The 16,037-nt window shown below is 41.5% G+C and carries 23 protein-coding genes; 22 read left to right on the forward strand and 1 reads right to left on the reverse strand.

Annotated elements, in window-relative coordinates; all coding sequences use genetic code 11:
* Window positions 1-154 precede the first annotated feature (154 nt).
* The 11 genes from NBH15_RS25355 to NBH15_RS25405 all read left to right on the forward strand — a co-directional run bounded on the left by NBH15_RS25355 (window position 155) and on the right by NBH15_RS25405 (window position 8,490).
* On the forward strand, window positions 155-592 hold the full coding sequence (locus NBH15_RS25355; protein WP_232312482.1) for a hypothetical protein: 438 nt from the start codon (window positions 155-157) through the stop codon (window positions 590-592).
* A gap of 106 nt (window positions 593-698) precedes the next feature.
* A complete protein-coding gene (locus tag NBH15_RS25360) occupies window positions 699-1,145 on the forward strand; it encodes a hypothetical protein (protein WP_010802233.1) in 447 nt (148 codons plus the stop codon).
* 54 nt (window positions 1,146-1,199) lie between these two features.
* Complete coding sequence (locus tag NBH15_RS25365) at window positions 1,200-2,084, forward strand: S49 family peptidase (protein ID WP_195437352.1); 885 nt, start codon at window positions 1,200-1,202, stop codon at window positions 2,082-2,084.
* 6 nt (window positions 2,085-2,090) lie between these two features.
* Window positions 2,091-2,498 carry a peptidase S49 gene (locus NBH15_RS25370; RefSeq protein ID WP_195437353.1) on the forward strand — a complete coding sequence of 136 codons (408 nt, stop codon included), beginning with the start codon at window positions 2,091-2,093 and terminating at the stop codon, window positions 2,496-2,498.
* Between the two features lie 5 nt (window positions 2,499-2,503).
* On the forward strand, window positions 2,504-3,769 hold the full coding sequence (locus NBH15_RS25375) for a hypothetical protein (RefSeq protein WP_250823877.1): 1,266 nt from the start codon (window positions 2,504-2,506) through the stop codon (window positions 3,767-3,769).
* A gap of 59 nt (window positions 3,770-3,828) precedes the next feature.
* Complete coding sequence (locus NBH15_RS25380; protein WP_195437355.1) at window positions 3,829-4,500, forward strand: hypothetical protein; 672 nt, start codon at window positions 3,829-3,831, stop codon at window positions 4,498-4,500.
* Window positions 4,500-5,438 carry a hypothetical protein gene (locus NBH15_RS25385; RefSeq protein WP_250823878.1) on the forward strand — a complete coding sequence of 313 codons (939 nt, stop codon included), beginning with the start codon at window positions 4,500-4,502 and terminating at the stop codon, window positions 5,436-5,438. Before NBH15_RS25380 ends, NBH15_RS25385 begins: the two co-directional genes overlap by 1 nt.
* Window positions 5,438-5,938, forward strand: coding sequence for a phospholipase D-like domain-containing protein (locus tag NBH15_RS25390; protein ID WP_250823879.1), 501 nt, complete (start codon window positions 5,438-5,440; stop codon window positions 5,936-5,938). The genes NBH15_RS25385 and NBH15_RS25390 overlap by 1 nt, the downstream gene beginning before the upstream one ends.
* Complete coding sequence (locus tag NBH15_RS25395; protein WP_195437358.1) at window positions 5,923-6,210, forward strand: hypothetical protein; 288 nt, start codon at window positions 5,923-5,925, stop codon at window positions 6,208-6,210. The genes NBH15_RS25390 and NBH15_RS25395 overlap by 16 nt, the downstream gene beginning before the upstream one ends.
* On the forward strand, window positions 6,210-6,809 hold the full coding sequence (locus NBH15_RS25400; RefSeq protein ID WP_007654387.1) for a hypothetical protein: 600 nt from the start codon (window positions 6,210-6,212) through the stop codon (window positions 6,807-6,809). The genes NBH15_RS25395 and NBH15_RS25400 overlap by 1 nt, the downstream gene beginning before the upstream one ends.
* Window positions 6,793-8,490 carry a hypothetical protein gene (locus NBH15_RS25405; RefSeq protein WP_250823880.1) on the forward strand — a complete coding sequence of 566 codons (1,698 nt, stop codon included), beginning with the start codon at window positions 6,793-6,795 and terminating at the stop codon, window positions 8,488-8,490. The genes NBH15_RS25400 and NBH15_RS25405 overlap by 17 nt, the downstream gene beginning before the upstream one ends.
* Here the strand turns inward: NBH15_RS25405 and NBH15_RS25410 are convergent.
* Complete coding sequence (locus NBH15_RS25410) at window positions 8,487-8,627, reverse strand: hypothetical protein (RefSeq protein ID WP_250823881.1); 141 nt, start codon at window positions 8,625-8,627, stop codon at window positions 8,487-8,489. The two genes, NBH15_RS25405 and NBH15_RS25410, sit on opposite strands and share 4 nt — an antisense overlap.
* Window positions 8,628-8,998: 371 nt before the next feature.
* On the opposite strand from NBH15_RS25410, the gene NBH15_RS25415 reads away from it, so the two are divergent.
* The 11 genes from NBH15_RS25415 (at window position 8,999) to NBH15_RS25465 (ending at window position 15,916) form a co-directional block, all read left to right on the forward strand.
* Entirely contained in the window at window positions 8,999-9,433 is a 435-nt protein-coding gene (locus tag NBH15_RS25415; protein WP_250823882.1) for a hypothetical protein, read from the forward strand.
* Window positions 9,434-9,511: 78 nt separating this feature from the next.
* Window positions 9,512-9,928, forward strand: a complete 417-nt coding sequence (locus NBH15_RS25420) for an ArdC-like ssDNA-binding domain-containing protein (protein WP_250823883.1) — start codon at window positions 9,512-9,514, stop codon at window positions 9,926-9,928.
* Entirely contained in the window at window positions 9,918-10,169 is a 252-nt protein-coding gene (locus NBH15_RS25425; RefSeq protein WP_250823884.1) for a SymE family type I addiction module toxin, read from the forward strand. Before NBH15_RS25420 ends, NBH15_RS25425 begins: the two co-directional genes overlap by 11 nt.
* The gene (locus NBH15_RS25430) at window positions 10,162-10,863 is read left to right on the forward strand and encodes an N-6 DNA methylase (RefSeq protein ID WP_195437363.1); all 702 of its coding nucleotides are present in this window, start codon (window positions 10,162-10,164) and stop codon (window positions 10,861-10,863) included. Before NBH15_RS25425 ends, NBH15_RS25430 begins: the two co-directional genes overlap by 8 nt.
* Window positions 10,864-11,043: 180 nt before the next feature.
* Window positions 11,044-11,574 carry a phage holin family protein gene (locus tag NBH15_RS25435; protein ID WP_195437364.1) on the forward strand — a complete coding sequence of 177 codons (531 nt, stop codon included), beginning with the start codon at window positions 11,044-11,046 and terminating at the stop codon, window positions 11,572-11,574.
* The gene (locus NBH15_RS25440; protein ID WP_195437365.1) at window positions 11,540-11,953 is read left to right on the forward strand and encodes a hypothetical protein; all 414 of its coding nucleotides are present in this window, start codon (window positions 11,540-11,542) and stop codon (window positions 11,951-11,953) included. The genes NBH15_RS25435 and NBH15_RS25440 overlap by 35 nt, the downstream gene beginning before the upstream one ends.
* Window positions 11,954-11,996: 43 nt before the next feature.
* Window positions 11,997-12,509: a hypothetical protein gene (locus NBH15_RS25445; RefSeq protein WP_250823885.1), complete on the forward strand. Its 513-nt coding sequence runs from the start codon at window positions 11,997-11,999 to the stop codon at window positions 12,507-12,509.
* Window positions 12,484-12,762 carry a hypothetical protein gene (locus NBH15_RS25450; RefSeq protein ID WP_010802246.1) on the forward strand — a complete coding sequence of 93 codons (279 nt, stop codon included), beginning with the start codon at window positions 12,484-12,486 and terminating at the stop codon, window positions 12,760-12,762. The genes NBH15_RS25445 and NBH15_RS25450 overlap by 26 nt, the downstream gene beginning before the upstream one ends.
* Window positions 12,762-14,180, forward strand: coding sequence for a hypothetical protein (locus NBH15_RS25455; RefSeq protein ID WP_007654374.1), 1,419 nt, complete (start codon window positions 12,762-12,764; stop codon window positions 14,178-14,180). Before NBH15_RS25450 ends, NBH15_RS25455 begins: the two co-directional genes overlap by 1 nt.
* A 3-nt stretch (window positions 14,181-14,183) precedes the next feature.
* Window positions 14,184-15,116 carry a DUF6712 family protein gene (locus NBH15_RS25460; protein WP_250823886.1) on the forward strand — a complete coding sequence of 311 codons (933 nt, stop codon included), beginning with the start codon at window positions 14,184-14,186 and terminating at the stop codon, window positions 15,114-15,116.
* Complete coding sequence (locus NBH15_RS25465) at window positions 15,113-15,916, forward strand: hypothetical protein (RefSeq protein ID WP_250823887.1); 804 nt, start codon at window positions 15,113-15,115, stop codon at window positions 15,914-15,916. The genes NBH15_RS25460 and NBH15_RS25465 overlap by 4 nt, the downstream gene beginning before the upstream one ends.
* Window positions 15,917-16,037: the final 121 nt, after the last annotated feature.

The following is a 16,037-nucleotide window of genomic DNA, read 5'->3' on the forward strand; positions in this document are numbered from 1 at the left end:
GGTCACCTTAATTGACCTCAAAGGTATGATTTCAAATCGTCGCGCCTAAAAAGTAGTATCTAATAGACTATATTTCAATTATTTCAAAGAACTATTTATCCACTTTTACGGGACAGTAATGATGGTAACTATAAAGATAAACATAAAAAAACACTTGGAACAGTATCTTCGTGGAAAATTCAACGGTTGTCGTGATGGGGCTATTGTTTTACCCGATCACTTAGATTTGTACCATGTGCTATTTGATTTGATGTCACGACGGCCGGAGGAATGCCCTTTGGATTGTGGTACGTTTGAAATTGCTTTGCCAGACCGGAGGTGTGGTAAAGATCCTGCCTATTATAATTATTTGAGCGAACGATCTCAGAGAATATTTGAACGTAAGGTTGAAGTGATGTTTTTTGCAGAGATACATGATTATGCAGATGCTAAGAAACACATCGAAGGAGTTGAGTATGCTGAAAGTATTTTTCGTTTTATGCGAATTTATGATATTACGGAGATTTCTGAGGATGCCCTGCTTAAGAATTATTATCGGTGGCGGAAGAAGGTACGAAGGGATAGTAAGAAACGATCGTATAATAGATGTTAAATCTATCTGTATTTTACTCCGACCAAATGCATTGATTTGTCCACTTTGGTGACAAAATGTTGACAAAAATTGCTAATGATTGATTATCAATTAATTATAGTTTGTTATGGCTGATAATATGGGTGGCATTTCAAATGCCTGGTTTATTTTCTCTACGAAAGTGGAAAGAGTAGTTGAAACAGAGCTATCTGCTTCTGTTATTTTAAAGTCCGGAAATGATTGGATGCAGATTAAACCGGGACGTTATGGAGCGACTGTGAAGGTTGATCCGCAGGATTCCGAATCAGGTATGCTCTATAATATTACTGTAACAATCCAGATTCCAAAGCAGAATCTGGATAATGATGGTATTGAATATTGTAAACGATTGAATCGGTTGACTGCTGTAATGAAGTATCAAAATTATAATGGGGACATTTTTGTACTCGGTTCCCCGCGCTTTCCTCTCAGATGCCGGTTTGAAATTTTACACCCATCTAGTCCGGGGGGATTTTCTGGGTATAAATTAACAGTAACGGGAAAACAGCTTTCGCCACAACTACTTTTGAGCTAACAAGTCCTTTATACCTTATATATATAGGTATATCATTGCACAAAAAACAGTGATATGCTTTATCTGCACAATATTTTAGGGGGAGTTTGGTTTGTCGAAGAAACCTTCGCTGCAAACTATCTTCCCCTTGTTACATCTTATCTCACTACTCCGATTGCTCTTACCGGCCATCCGCGTAACGCTCTTCAGGAAGAAGAACGCACTGGTGATAACTCTGTACAGTTTGCTGCCGTTAAGAACGGAGCTTACCAAATCAGTGATTATGGTGGATGGAGTGCTCCGGAGGATGCCCCGAAGAACTCAGTAGCCATCATAAGTATTAATGGTGCAATCACCAAATACGATCAGGATTGTGGGCCTTCGGGTATGTTAACCAAAGCGAATCTGTTGGCGCGTTGTTATGCCGAGGATAATATCAAGGCCATCGTTTTGAACATTGATTCGGGCGGTGGTGAAGGTATGGGGTGCCGGATATTGCAGGAAGCGATCAGCCAGCGAAACAAGCCGGTAGTTGCTTTTTGTAACGATTTTGTAGCATCTGCCGCCTATGGTATTGCTGCCTCATGTGATCGGGTGGTAGCAAATTCGACTGTTTGCCGAATCGGATCTGTTGGTACTTACATGACGATTGTGGATGCTAGTAAGCGATTGGAAAATATGGGTGTCAAACTGGTTGAAGTGTATGCAACCAAATCGACTGACAAAAATCAAGAATTTTACAAAGCAATACAGGGCGATACAGCTCCTCTCAAAAAGGTGTGTGATACCTACAACGAGAATTTTATCTCCAGTATTGCGAATGCGCGTGCTGGAGTGATTGACGAAGATCAGAGCACCTGGGCTACCGGTAAGATGTTTTTTGCTCCTGAAGCGATCAGCCTGGGGATGATTGATGAGATAGATACTTTTGAAAATGTACTTAATTATTTTAATACATAGTAATTTATGAAGTGGTTGAAAGATGATGCGTATAACGCAATGAAACAGGCTGCTGATAACTGGAACAAGCTTCTCAATCAGGTTCTGGGGGATGCTCCGGAAATGAAAGTGGAAGAAGTCACAGTTGAAGTATTGCTTGAAGCATTTGAGAAAGGCAGTGCGGATGCCGGGTTGCAGGAACAACTGGCTATTGCACAGAATGAATTGAAACAGAAGAACCAGCAGGTTGAACAGCTTCAATCTGATCTGGCAGAACTAAAGGGGACACCGGTTACAAAACAATCGGAAGCTAAGGTTAACAATGAACCGGGAGCTGGAGCAGAGGACATCAAAGACTTTGCGGAAAAGCACGACGGAGATACGCTTGCTATCATGGCTAAAGCGCAGGAAACAGGATTTTTTACACATAAGTAACAGACATGGCAAAACAAGGATTGTTAGATATTGAAAAGCTGAAACGTTATGCTATTGATTATGACGGCGTACTTCGTACGTTGCCGTATTTCACGTTTCAGAAGTTCGCGGCAGAGATGAAGCTGAACGTGATTGAAATAGAGAACGAGGATGTAATTACGAACGCCCGCCGCAAAGCCGGACATACAGGCCCATACAAAGCAGGTGCGGAAATTAATTATCCGAATGAGATCGGTAAGATTGTTGAAATGTCCATCAAACCGGAACTGACAGTTGCCCGTCTGAAAGATAATATTCTGAACTACTCAGAAAAGAAAATTCTTTCTAACGCCGGACAACGTGTAGATCACACGACGAAAAAACATCCGATGGAAAAGTTTGTAGTAGATAGCCACATTATCAGTCATTCTGAAGATGTGACTTTCTCTGCTTTTTTCGCTGAACGTAATGATAATGTATTCAGTCCGATGACATCATTTACCGGTTTCTTCCCGTGGATTGATCATTTCAAGACGACGAATGATATTAATATGGCTAATCGCAACCTGGTACGCACTGGTGTTTTCGCAGGTGGTGATGGTGTGAATGATTATGATCGCCTTGTTAACTTCCTTCGTGCAGCACATCCGTTCCTGAAACGCAGTGCAATACTTTATTACTCCGATCAGATCGAAATGATTTGTAAAGAAGCATACCGTCAGAAGGTCAATGCTTTTGCCCGTCCATCAACTGAAGATTTCTGGAAGGCTGTTAAGGATGATGCAAAGTTCCCAGGTTTGCAACCCATTACACATGAGGCTTATGGTACAGGCCATGCTTTAATACTGATTCGTCCGGGTATGATGGATTTTGGTGTAAATACACAAAAGGCAACCCGGTTTGTTCAGATCCGTGATATTTTCGAAGATCCGAACGAACTTCAGTTCTGGCTTCAGGCTGGTTATGGTACCCGTTTCCAGGATATTCATCAAAAAGTATTCCAGGTAAATGAATTTACCAATGAGGGAGTAGACTTAGCAGGTGATTATGTAACCGGTGCTGCTGTAACTGTTACCATTACATCAGCAGAAGCAGTTGAAGCTGGTGCCGGATGGAAACTGGGAGAGAACGGTGAATGGATGAAGAGTAATGATACTTTACTTGGCGTTCCGGATGGTACACATACCATCTACTATAAAGAGGTGGCAGGCTATACAAAACCTGAAAACGGTAGTGTGACAGTTACTGAAGGTAAAGACTTTACTGCGTCTGGTATTTATACCAAGTCCTGATAACTAACAAGGAAGGGCATTCGTGCCCTTTCGTTTGTTTTACATAATATACATATACAATGAAAAATATCAATAAAAATCTAGTGTTGTTGTTCTTGGTCGCATTGGTATGCGCCATCTGTATAATTCCTGACATATCAACTAACGGAGTGATGTGTGCCGCAGTATTTGGCCCGGTACTTTGGCCAGCTGGATCTGATAATATGGGTGGATATAAAGGGCGTATTGCCTTTATACCTGAAAGCAGTGTAACAAAAGTACCTGCTTTACCGAAGGTTCCTAAAGATTTGGCTGATTTTGTAACGGCAGAGGGAGCTTTTACTTTCGTAAAGAGTGGTGATAAACCTACACCTATCTATGCAACCCGTGCCACGGTGGGTTATAAAGCAGAAGTACAGGGAGAAACGGACTGTAAGAGTTACAAAATAAACGGTGAATTTTTCCATCCGGGTACAAAAATCGAAGCGGCCGCTTTTGCCCGTCAGATTTGCAATACTCCAGGCTATCTGCTTATTGAAAATGATGAACATCAGCAGTTGATTGGCCAGGAGGGTTATCCTTGCATGGTTACTGCTTCTTTCGATGGGGGTAAAGCTCCTGCCGATAAACGAGGCTGGTCTTTCACCTTCGAGGCCGACAGTGTTGCGCCAATGGTTGTGATGGGAACGCCTATCGACCTTTCCGAATTGTTTACCGGAGTGGCTTCAGCTCCAGAAAATCCCGGTTCTTAATGGAAAAGATAACCTTACAAAACTGGTTAGCCAACCGTCAGCGTAGATATGCTGATGGTGTGGCTCTCTTCCGTTCTTTAGCTCCGGAAGAAATGAAAAGTAAATACCTTTCGTTTTTTAGTGAAGTTGCCGACGCACCTCAGTTTGATAACCATTACACAGTACTGGTTAATAAACTGACATCCATTACCCGCATGGCAGGAGCTAGACCACAAATGATGGCGGTTGAAGTAGCTGCAAAAACGATGGCCACGGCTGTTGCTGTTGCGAAAGCAGCTGATGCAAAGGCGAATGAAGTTCTAGGCGACAAAGTGCTGAAGGAAATACTGGTAAAAGAAACAGAGTTGTTTGCCCTTCAGGACAAAATCACTGCTTTGGAAGATGATAACGAGGATAAATCGGAAGAAATAGCCGCTTTAGAATCCGATTTGGAAGAAGCACAAGAGGAACTACAAGAGTTGCAGGATCGTTTGGCCGTACTTCGTCCGGGTGCAAAGATTGTAACTTATACATCCTTGCCGGATAATATTCGTTTGATCTTTGATCGTGTTCGCTATATTACCCCGCTTTATGCTTCTCTTTTTACTGAGATGCAAAATGAATCACTTACTCCGGAACAACGGGCACCTATTGCCAATCAAGTGCATGATCTTTGGATAGAGCGTGCCGGTTTGTGGGATCAGATTGATGCCTGGGCAGAAGGTAAACATGTTGCGTTAAAACTTCAGGAAATGCGAACGGAAGACCTACCGACCGATCCGGTTCTAAAGGGAATGCAGATTGCGAATCGTATTGAACGGCTGAAAGAAAATATTCGGCGTACGGAAGTTTCTATTGCCAATCACGATAAGAATGGTAAAATGAACCTAAAACAAAAAGCTGAACAGCGTTTGAATGCGTATCAGAAGGAACTGGCTGAATTGGAAGGCATGAAGTAATGAGTACTAAGGCTTTTGAAGAACTGCTCACAACTGGATTAGATTTAGGGGTGAAGGGTTTTCATCATAAAGGAGAATGGGCAATACATGAGGCATTGACTGTTCTCCTTTCTCGTACAGGTCCGGCCAGCGTGATGATGGAGACGTTTAATGTTTCAGAAGATGCACTTCGACCTATGTTTTTTGAGGTTGAAAAAGGGAATATCACAGATTTACGGATGATCCTAGATATGAATGTGAAAAGGCATAAGCTTGAAATGTTGCTTTTTGCTGCCGGAATAACAACCGACATTCGCCTTGCTTCCTGCCATGCAAAAGTTTTGTTGATTAGTAATGAACGTTACCGTATAGGAATAGTAGGTAGTGCAAATGCAAATCAACCTGTTCGTTACGAAGCGGGTTTTTTGTTTTCCGATCCGAGATTATTCTCATTTTTTGAATCACAATTTAATCAGGTGTTTAACGAAGATTCGATACCATTTGAATGGAACTCACAGTAGAACAATTAAAGGAACTGGAAGAAATGTCGGCCGCGCTGTTACCGCCTTCGGAGATTGCAATTTTAATTAATATCCCGGCTGATCAGCGCGGTTTGTTTTGTGAAATATGCAAAACACATAAGTTATCTCCTATTTATTCAGCTTATCAAAAAGGTAAACTGAAGACAAAATATGAATTGCGTAAAACGGTTGTTAAATTGGCAAAGGCGGGTTCACCTGCAGCCGAACCACTCGCAGACAAGTATATACTTGAACAATTATCAAAAGAATAATGGCAAAGGAACTTACATCATACGATAAGATTGAAATGGTCTTGTTCAAAGGTCGGGAAGATGCAGCTCAATTTCTTTCCGATCGAGAGATGCAGCAAAAGGAACGCTGGATGCTGTGTGTGTCAAAGTTATTGGAAGATCCGGTTACTCAGGATAAAGATCTGGTAACATTTCTGACCGGCGGGTGTGGTGGTTCTTGTTATCCTGTTTCGCCGGCTACTGCTTATCGGGATGTTGCAGCAATTAAACGACTTGTCGGTAATATACAACTTGCTAGTAAAAACTGGTATCGTCATATAATTATTGAGTCGGCAAAAGAAGGTATTAAAATAGCCAAAGATGCAAAAGATCCGAAGGGCATAGCCGCCAATGCAGACAAGATTGGCAAATATACCAGGGCTGATAAAGAAGATGATGAAATTGATCGTACCGGCTGGCAGCCGCCAGTGTTTGAACCTTCAGATGATGTTACCTTATTAGGTGATGAATTTAAACCTATCCCGAACCTGGAGGAAGAACGTAAAGCATTCCGGGCCCTATTTAAAAATGATCGTGATATAATTGATGTAGAACCGATAACCGATGGTACTAATGACTGAAGCTTTTGTCAGGAAAGGGCAGGACATACAACAGAAGTTCTTTAACCGTATGCAACGCATGGGAATGGCTATTGCTGCTCATGATGAGTATTGGGTATGTTCACGCGGTACAGGTAAATCAGAGGGACTGGATGCGCGATTTATACTCCGAAATGTTTGGGCTATGCCTGGCAGTACTGGAGCGTTGATATCCCCGTCTTATGCTAAAGCGTGGGGCAATACCTTACCTGCTATCATTCACGCTTTAGCGGAATGGGGATATGTCGAAGGTGTACACTTTTTTGTAGGTCGTAAAGCTCCTCAATCAGTCAATTTTGGTAAACCAAAACGATCACCACTCCGTGATGCATGGGGAAACTGTATACATTTTTGGAATGGAACAGTCATGGTTGTTCTTTCTTTTAGTCAGGGAATGTCAGCTAACTCCATGTCGCTTGATTGGGTTATAGGGCCAGAAGCTAAGTTTTTAGATTATGACAAAATCAAAACAGAGGTCACTCCGGCCAATCGTGGTAATGTGCAAGATTATGGTCATTGTCCCTGGCATCACTCTGTAATGTATAGTACTGATATGCCGACTGTGAAATCTGGTCGCTGGATATTGGATAAGATAAACGAAATGAATCCGGATCATATCAACCTGATCCGAAATCTATACCGAGAAATGAAACTCACAGAATGCCTTCCGGAGCAGAATGAATATACAAGACGTAAGTATAAAGAATTACGACGTGACTTGATGCTTGCAAGGAGATATCAGCCGCCAGTAAAGCAAACCAAAGGAAAGACACGTGAATATACTGTGTATTATGGAGAATACGATATATTCGATAATATGGAGGTTGTAGGTAAAGACTATATCTGGCAAATGTATCGTGACTCTCCAACATTGGTTTGGCGTACAGCCTTTATGAATGAGCGTCTTTTTCGTGTGGCAAATGGCTTTTATTCTGGATTGGGAGAACACCACTTCTATACGCCGGGTGACACGCGCTATATGGGGAGTATGGGAGCGGACTGGAATAAGCTACAAACAGCCGGTTGCCTGGCCGATGGTGATCTCGACATGGATGCCCCGCTTATTATCGCCTTCGATAGTAACTCCGCTATCAATACCGCTTGTGTGTGTCAGGTGCAAGGTCGCCAGCTGCGAACGCTGAAGAGCTTTTTTGTTAAGACACCTGCAAAACTGGAAGAGTTGGTGCGCCAGGTATGTGAGTATTATAAATACAAAATCAAGCGTGATATTATATTCTTCTATGACCATACATTTGTCTGGACTACCGGTAATAATGCTGAGTCCTACAAAGACACTATCATTCGTGTGCTGAATGAATATAGATGGGATGTGACAGATGTTTATATAGGTCAGACCAGCCGCCATGACTGGCGACATGAACAGATAGACCGTGCATTAAAGAATGATCCGGATCTACTCTATCCTGTATTCAATATGTACCACAACGAGTTTTTAAAATTGGCAATGGAACAGACAGCCGTTAAGGTTGGTAAGAACGGCTTTGAAAAAGATAAGAGCCCGGAAGCCACCGAAGATAGTCCTGATGCACCGGACGAATACAAGACACACGTCACTGACGCATGGGACACGGCTTTTGTTGGTGCAAACTTCTTTATGCCGGATCTTGCGGTTGCAAGTGGTGGCATCATCTTTTTACATTAAATCGGTAGGCGCATTTCATGCGCGATCCGTTTGAGGGCGGCAGCAGATAAGGCGAAAAATCGAATCTGCTGCCGCATTTTTTTTGGAGGGCGTCGCGTGGTCTGTTGCCAGGCAATGAGAAAACTACGTTTTCCCATACCCCCTTTCCTTTTAAAAGTCAATAAATTGACTTTTTTCTTGTGAGAATACCGAGAGAAATTGCCTGTATTTGTATTTATTTAACAAATGTACGCATTTGTTGTCAATATCGACTTGAATACAGGCTCTAAGGTAGATTGTTTCTCTTTTTTTGATCTTAAAGACCAAAAAAAATATTTTGTGTCAAAAACACAGCTTAAATAGTTGCTTTTGACCTGTTTAATATCCATTTGTATATTAAACGCTTTTGCTGAGATGTTGGCTATTGTGCAGTAAATCAAATAGTTGTATATTTGTATTGTAATCAAAAGGGAATAAGATTGTTACAGCAATCACCCTGTATTTATTCACATTTTAAAGTTATATTATTATGGCTACAACAGCAAAAAGCGCAGCAAGCGCACAGACAACAGGCGTACAAGGTAACGCAGCAATGACAGTTTCAAAAAATGAAACTGTAAAAACAGAACAAACCGCTCTTAACCTCTCCATCCCTCCAGCGGTAACGGTTACAGAACAGCAACCTAGTAAAGTCGATTTTTCCGCCTTGATGGAAAAGACCGACAAACTCGCAGCATTGAAAGAAAAGTATCAAGAATTGACAGGAAAGCGCAAATCGTTAGATTTATTTGCCATTTCACACGATAACCAAAATGCGCAAATTCAAATAGTGGACGCAAAAGGGCAATCTTTTGAAAGTTCGAATCCGAAATGTATCAAAGAGGTTATTGATATTTGGATGAAAGATTTTGCAAAGGCGATTGAAGAGACAGAAAAAGAGATCCGTAACCTATATGCCTGTTAATAAAAACCCCCTAGAATGTTACAGCACTCTAGGGGGGAAAAGTAATCTTTTATTCACTTTTTAAAGTCCGACAAAATTATGAAAACTAATCTTAATAAACAAATAGATGTGCGTAGAGCTGCACTTATCGAATTATCTATTAAAGCGCGTGCCTATCGTGAGGAGCAATTAAGACATGCAGAAACAGAACAACAATTTTTGTACTGGTCATCTATCCGGATAAACGATATTATTGCGGATTGGTATAGAAAAGAAAGTGGAGCAACCATATTCAAAACATTCGCACAGTGGAAAAAAGACGGTTACAACATAAAAAAAGGTTCTAAAGCGTTTATTCTTTGGTCGAAAAAGAAAAGTGTGACAAAGCCAGGTGAAGCAATTGAAGCTAACATAGAACCCACGGAAGAAACAGCGTATGAATTTTTTCCTGTTGCTTATTTATTTTCTGATTTACAGGTTGAAGAAGCACAGAAAGGAGGGCAAGATGTTAACTAAGTTATTAAAAGTATGCGGTTTGCCGTATAAAAAAACATACATTGCAGGTATTAATTTGAAAGGTGATTATTTGACAAAGTACGGTTTTTGTGTTGGCGATTATGTAAATGTAGAAGTGACTGAAAACAAAATAGTTATAACTAAAGATACAGATACAAATGTCGTTTCTTTATTCAGCCGAAGAAATAAGGCGGTTGATGATCTTATTGAAACATTTGATTTAATACCTAAGCATGGATAAATTTTCAGATTATATAGACAGCCTCTCCGCCCGATATGGGCGGAGTCAGGTATTTAATGACTTCCTGACTATCGCTATTTGTTGTTTGTCAATGGGAAAGCAAGAGGATTTATATTTTAAGACAATAAAGTCGTATAGTCGTGATGAACTTGAAATCTTAAAGGAAGCATTTGCCGCGCTGGTGATCGAGATGGATAATGACGGACAGGGACTAAAGGACGTTTTAGGGGAATATTTCGAAGAGCATTTTTATAACGAAAAATTAGGTCAGTTTTTTACTCCCCCATCCCTTTGTAAATTGATGGCAGAACTCAATCCGATAGAAGGGAAAAATGTATATGATCCTTGTTGTGGTAGCGGAAGACTCTTCCTTGCTGCTGCTGAAAAAAACAGGAAAGTAACATTTCTCGGAGGGGATGTATCGGAGACCTGTTGTAAAATGACTCTTATCAATATGTGTTTGAATGGCTTGAAATGTCGTATTTCATGGATGAATAGTCTTACTATGGAAATTTATAAAGAATGGGCCGTAACATTTACTTTTTTTCCACCTGTACCATTTATTGTAGAATTGGAAAAAGAGACACAAACGGATGAAATTATAGACGAAAGAAAAATGGTAGAGAGTTCACCTCTTGAATCGAATGAAGTAAATGAGATAAAACCGTTTAAATATAAAAGGTTTACTGCTTAAATAAGATATTTATGTCGGCTTGGCTTTGCTCGCCCGTGACGGGTGGGTAGGGCTTTTTTTTTGGTCGCGCCGCCTGGCGGCGGCGGGGTTCGAGTTTCGCTTCGGCTCCACTGGGGGAAAGGACTTTGTCCTTTATATCAATCAAACATCCCGGCATCTTTGCAGAAAAGATTGATCACGATGATAATAGAAACATTTGCCCCGATCGTGGAGCGTATTTTGGTGAAGCTTCAGGGAGTTCTTAATTCTTCCTGGGGATGGCTGATGAGCTTTGTTGCTTTTTTGTTGAACTTCATGGCACCAGTTAAATATGCTTTCGCTGCTATGGGGTTGGCTATATTGATGGATATGGCTTTCGGAATGCTTTCGGCCAGAAAACAAGGTAAATTCCTGCTTTCTCAGAGTGGGAGAGATACACCGGCAAAGGTTATCGTATATGGTGGTTTTATGCTGGTTGTGTATGCCACTGAACGGATATTTAGCGATGATGCTTCTCTATTAACAAAAGGAGGGTGCGCTCTGGCTTGTGCATGTGAACTGTGGAGTATGTTAGGGAGTGTATTGATTATTTGGCCCAAAATGTTGTTTCCGAAGTTACTGAAACTACAACTTCGGGGAGAAATAGAATCGAAATTAGGTAAGAACATCAGTAATATTTTAGATAAGGAGGATAAAAATGACAAAACAAGCCAGGGGAATCCGGAACAATAATCCGGGTAATATCCGTAATTCGGAACGTAACGACTGGAAAGGCGAAGTATCAAAAGCAGATAAGAAAGATCAAGCTTTTGAAGAGTTTGAAACAATGTCAGATGGTGTACGGGCCATGATGAGACTGTTACAGAAATATCAGCGTTCGTACAATCTGCATACGGTTAAAGATATCGTGGAACGCTGGGCACCACGAAATGAGAATGATACAGCGGCATATGTGCGTACAGTTTGTAAGGAAATGCAGATGCCGGAATGTTGTGGGCTGGATCTAACTGATAAAGGAACCATGTGTGCTTTAGTGGATGCAATGTGTTATGTGGAGAATGGAGTGCATATTGACATGGCTGATATTGAAGCCGGTTGGGAGAAAATGTGAATGAGGTATTGTATTTATGAACTTCCTTTTGGATGGTAATAACATGAAATATGTACGAATATTTACGATTTCCGGAATTTTGGTTGCTTGTTTGCTGGGTTGTGCTGTTCGTCGTTCTGACGGTGTACACGATAGTGAAAGATCGCAGGAACGAGATGAGCTTGTTTGGCTTACAGCTCGAACTGATGCGAAGATTACCGCCACCACCACCGTCGTCGACCGGTGGAGAAATCTTCGGATACACTGGAAGGATTACGATCTTAGTAAGCCCCCCGATCAGAACGGGAACTATCCCGTTAAAAATGAAGGATGGGCAGAAGGTAGTGAGCAGGAATCTCAAAATGAAAAGTCCGATATATCGGAAAATACGAAAGAGGACTCGAACGGTAAGGTTAAAACGGATCGGGAGACAAGCTATGAGAAAACAGAGAATACGGATCTGGATATTAAAGCCGGAACGCAGCCGCTCTGGTGGTGGCTGATCGGCGTGTTGATGGCAGTGGCTGGTTTAATTTATCTGTGGTGGAAGTATGGAAAAAAGGATAAAACAAAGTGATGTCTGGGATGTGATGCAAACGAAGGATGAACGGGGACGCTACAAGATGTTTTCTTTCTCGTATGTGCGGTTGAATGAGAGTCGGGAGGGCAATGGCTCACCCGGCTCTATTGAACACTATGAAGCGGCTGTATTCAGCTCGATACATGCAAAAGGCAGTACGGTGAATATCCGAATAAAAGGAGAACGGTTCCCGCGTAAATTTGTGCGTTGCATGATCATCCGGATTAATGGTAAAAAAATATATGCGTAATGGCTCGGAAACATGTATATGAGTTTGGCAATACCGCTTTTCTTCAGGGAGCCGGTGCCGCTGTCGTAATGACGGAAGATGTCGGGTTTCTGGAAGATAAAAAGTTTACGGCTACTACCGTAATTCCAGCGAAAGGTTCGACAGTAGCCAAGAAAGAAATAGATTTTGTTCCGTTCGGTCATGATAATAAATTACCGCTTATTATCATGAAGAAAATACACGAGAACACGATCGTGGGAAGTAATATTGAGTTTAAATCTAACATGGCCTACGGCGATGGCCTTACAGTATTTCGCAGAACGAAAAGCGAAGGAGAGATTAAGATCGACGAATTGCTACCTGACGACGCTCCGGAAATATTTCAATTCCTGTCTGATAGCAATTATATGAGAGTCATGCAGGAGGTTGCTGCCGACCTGGTCGTGTTTGGAGATGCTTTTGTACACTTATCCTTTGGGAAACGTTTAAAAAACGATAAACCGCGGGTTGTACAGATATGGCACCGAGAAATGTGTTTCAGTCGGATAAGTAAGCAGGATGATGTTACAAAACGTATCGAATATCACGGTTATTCGTCGCAATGGGGAGAGCAGAGTGCTCCGGATGATGTGATAGTAACCCGGTTGCTTGATCGAAAATCACCTCTTTATGATTTGAAAGTTCGTACAGGACTGGCAATTAATCCTGATACCGGTGAGAAGGATGATGAAGGAGAAAGCGGTTATACTGTCAGCCTAAATATGCCGGTTCCCGGTCGATATTATTACAATCGACCGTACTGGTGGAGTATTTTCCTGGATTGGTACGAGTTCAGTTGTGCTATACCGAAATTTAAGAAAGCCCTTTTGAAGAACCAGATGGTATTGAAATATCATGTGTCGATCAATATGAGTTTTTGGCCGAAACTCTATAAATCAGAAGGTATTACTGATGCAGAAGCTGATAAACAAGTTGCTTGTAAAAAGAAATTTTTGCAAAACCTGAATGACTTTCTTTCCGGAGAAGAGAATGCGGGCAAGAGTTTTGTTTCGCATTTCCAGTATGACCGGATCAATAAATATGAGGAAAATGATATTATTATCAAACCGTTGGAGTCGTTTATTAAAGGAGGCGAATACATTGAAGACAGCGAGGAGGCTACAAACGTGATTTGCAACACTATGGCGGTACATCCGTCGCTAAAAGGTGCATCACCCGGCAAGTCAAAGAATATAAATGGTACTGAGGCCCGTGAGTTATTTATCATCGCACAGGTGTTGTTTAAACCGCTTCGGGATATGATGTTATTGCCGCTTTATTTAGCCAAAGAGATCAACGGATGGGATAAAAACATTGAGTTCGGGGTTAAGAATATCATGTTGACCACGCTGGATAAAAATACGGGATCGGAAAAGAGTATTGGAAACGAAAAAGTCTAAACCATGATACAACCATTTATAAAGACGATTGATGATTTGAGACAGACTGTAAAAGTAAATGCTTCGCTTACTTTTACGGTCATGGTCCCCTATCTGGATGATGCTTATGATAAGTATATTCTTCCTTATTTGGGTGAAGCATTAGTTAAAAGGTTATCTGGTAACTCGGATAATACCAGCGATTTAAAGCTTTTCGTCTTGGTCGCCCGTGCATTAGGTCCATTAGCTTTATCGCTGGCCAGTCCGGAACTGGGGGTGTTAATTGGTGACAGTGGCCATACTGTAACACGCAATGATAAATTGACTGTTGCCAGCGACCAAAAGATTGCCAGGTCGGAACAAAGTATGCAGGAACGTGGGTGGAGAAATCTCGATCAGTTGCTCGAATATTTGACCGGTCATTTAGAAGAATATCCAGAGTGGAAGGATAGCCGGTATTATAGCCGAATGGCTACCGGCAGATATCTGAACACTGCAAAAGAGTTTCAGGATTTTGGAAAAGTAAATATCAATTATTCACAATTGACATTTGAACACTTTCGGCCGTTGCTGGATGCGCTTGAAATGAAGTTGCAGCGGTGGATCGGCCGGGCATTGGATAAATCGTTACGTGAAGAGTTGATAACGCCGACTGATCCGATACGGCAGGAGCTTATAGAATATATCCGTGTCTGGCTGGCCATGAATGTGGCGAAACTGCATACCAGCCAGACGACCCGTGTTCAGCGTACAGCTGCCGGACAACTGGAGTTCAATCCGTTTATCTATCCGCTTTATGCAGATCCGGTAGATAACGGCAATTTCTATGCTGAACAGGTGATCGCGATGGAAGCAATGATAACGGATTTTATGGTTGCAAATGCTATTGATTTGGGGATACCGGCACCGATGACGTTCGATTTTAATTCAAAAGACAAGCACATATTTGTATTATGAGAAAGATTACAATTAAAGGAAAAAACTATTTTGTTCCTGGGGATTGGAACGAAATGACGGCGGAGCAACTTTGTTTTCTTGCTGTCATATTAACGCAACGGTGTACGGTGCAGGAAGCTAAACTAAAAATGTTGCTGTTCTGCCTGGGGGGGCGTATTCGTGCATATCGTAGAGCGACCGGCAATGGTTATGCTGTTTCTCTTCCTGGCATGAATGTTTATCTAACTCCTGAACAACTGACAGTATTAAGTGCTGTGTATGATTTCCTGTTTTGTGAGACTGATAAAGGGTGTGACCTGGATATCCGTTTAACCCGGAATCCGTTCCCTGTCTATGTTTTGAAAGATCGGACACTTACCGGCCCGGAAGATGGTTTAACGAATGTTAGCTATGGACAGTTTATCATGTTGCAAAGCTGGCAACAGCAGATGAAGAATGATTTTAATACTGCACTGGATAATTTTTTATCTGTGATCTGGAAAGATGGCAATTTTTCTATATCGGAAGATGGCCCGGTAGATTTGATTAAAGAGGTAGATCCGGCGGTAAAAACCGTTATGTTTTGGTTTTTTCTGGGTAGTATGCGTTTTATTCAAAAGAAATTTTCCCGTGTGTTTCCCGGTTCCGCTGATAGCGAGGGAGGTGACATATTCGATATACAACAACGTATTGTTGATGAAATGGCCTCAGGAGATGTAACAAAGAAAGAGCAGGTAAAGCATTGTTTGCTTTACGATGCACTTTATACGCTTGACATGGCGATCGAGCGAGATGAGAAGATGAAACAGAAGAACAAATAGAGTTTTGCTTTAGTATTATAGTTATTGGGTTAGTATTTTGCCGCTCTGCCTGTGATAGGTGGGGCGGTTTTAGTTATTATAAAAAGAGAAAAATACAACATGATAAGAAAAATATTATCAT

It is taken from the genome of Parabacteroides caeci (assembly GCF_023656795.1).
In the GTDB taxonomy this organism is placed as follows: Bacteria; Bacteroidota; Bacteroidia; order Bacteroidales; family Tannerellaceae; genus Parabacteroides; species Parabacteroides segnis.

Bases quoted from the DNA above. Each gene is read 5' to 3' on its own strand.
- NBH15_RS25360 (WP_010802233.1), top strand. From the start codon at position 699: ATGGCTGATAATATGGGTGGCATTTCAAATGCCTGGTTTATTTTCTCT.
- NBH15_RS25365 (WP_195437352.1), top strand. From the start codon at position 1,200: ATGCTTTATCTGCACAATATTTTAGGGGGAGTTTGGTTTGTCGAAGAA.
- NBH15_RS25370 (WP_195437353.1), top strand. From the start codon at position 2,091: ATGAAGTGGTTGAAAGATGATGCGTATAACGCAATGAAACAGGCTGCT.
- NBH15_RS25375 (WP_250823877.1), top strand. From the start codon at position 2,504: ATGGCAAAACAAGGATTGTTAGATATTGAAAAGCTGAAACGTTATGCT.
- NBH15_RS25380 (WP_195437355.1), top strand. From the start codon at position 3,829: ATGAAAAATATCAATAAAAATCTAGTGTTGTTGTTCTTGGTCGCATTG.
- NBH15_RS25385 (WP_250823878.1), top strand. From the start codon at position 4,500: ATGGAAAAGATAACCTTACAAAACTGGTTAGCCAACCGTCAGCGTAGA.
- NBH15_RS25390 (WP_250823879.1), top strand. From the start codon at position 5,438: ATGAGTACTAAGGCTTTTGAAGAACTGCTCACAACTGGATTAGATTTA.
- NBH15_RS25395 (WP_195437358.1), top strand. From the start codon at position 5,923: ATGGAACTCACAGTAGAACAATTAAAGGAACTGGAAGAAATGTCGGCC.
- NBH15_RS25400 (WP_007654387.1), top strand. From the start codon at position 6,210: ATGGCAAAGGAACTTACATCATACGATAAGATTGAAATGGTCTTGTTC.
- NBH15_RS25405 (WP_250823880.1), top strand. From the start codon at position 6,793: ATGGTACTAATGACTGAAGCTTTTGTCAGGAAAGGGCAGGACATACAA.
- NBH15_RS25410 (WP_250823881.1), bottom strand. From the start codon at position 8,627: ATGGGAAAACGTAGTTTTCTCATTGCCTGGCAACAGACCACGCGACGC.
- NBH15_RS25415 (WP_250823882.1), top strand. From the start codon at position 8,999: ATGGCTACAACAGCAAAAAGCGCAGCAAGCGCACAGACAACAGGCGTA.
- NBH15_RS25420 (WP_250823883.1), top strand. From the start codon at position 9,512: ATGAAAACTAATCTTAATAAACAAATAGATGTGCGTAGAGCTGCACTT.
- NBH15_RS25425 (WP_250823884.1), top strand. From the start codon at position 9,918: ATGTTAACTAAGTTATTAAAAGTATGCGGTTTGCCGTATAAAAAAACA.
- NBH15_RS25430 (WP_195437363.1), top strand. From the start codon at position 10,162: ATGGATAAATTTTCAGATTATATAGACAGCCTCTCCGCCCGATATGGG.
- NBH15_RS25435 (WP_195437364.1), top strand. From the start codon at position 11,044: ATGATAATAGAAACATTTGCCCCGATCGTGGAGCGTATTTTGGTGAAG.
- NBH15_RS25440 (WP_195437365.1), top strand. From the start codon at position 11,540: ATGACAAAACAAGCCAGGGGAATCCGGAACAATAATCCGGGTAATATC.
- NBH15_RS25445 (WP_250823885.1), top strand. From the start codon at position 11,997: ATGAAATATGTACGAATATTTACGATTTCCGGAATTTTGGTTGCTTGT.
- NBH15_RS25450 (WP_010802246.1), top strand. From the start codon at position 12,484: ATGGAAAAAAGGATAAAACAAAGTGATGTCTGGGATGTGATGCAAACG.
- NBH15_RS25455 (WP_007654374.1), top strand. From the start codon at position 12,762: ATGGCTCGGAAACATGTATATGAGTTTGGCAATACCGCTTTTCTTCAG.
- NBH15_RS25460 (WP_250823886.1), top strand. From the start codon at position 14,184: ATGATACAACCATTTATAAAGACGATTGATGATTTGAGACAGACTGTA.
- NBH15_RS25465 (WP_250823887.1), top strand. From the start codon at position 15,113: ATGAGAAAGATTACAATTAAAGGAAAAAACTATTTTGTTCCTGGGGAT.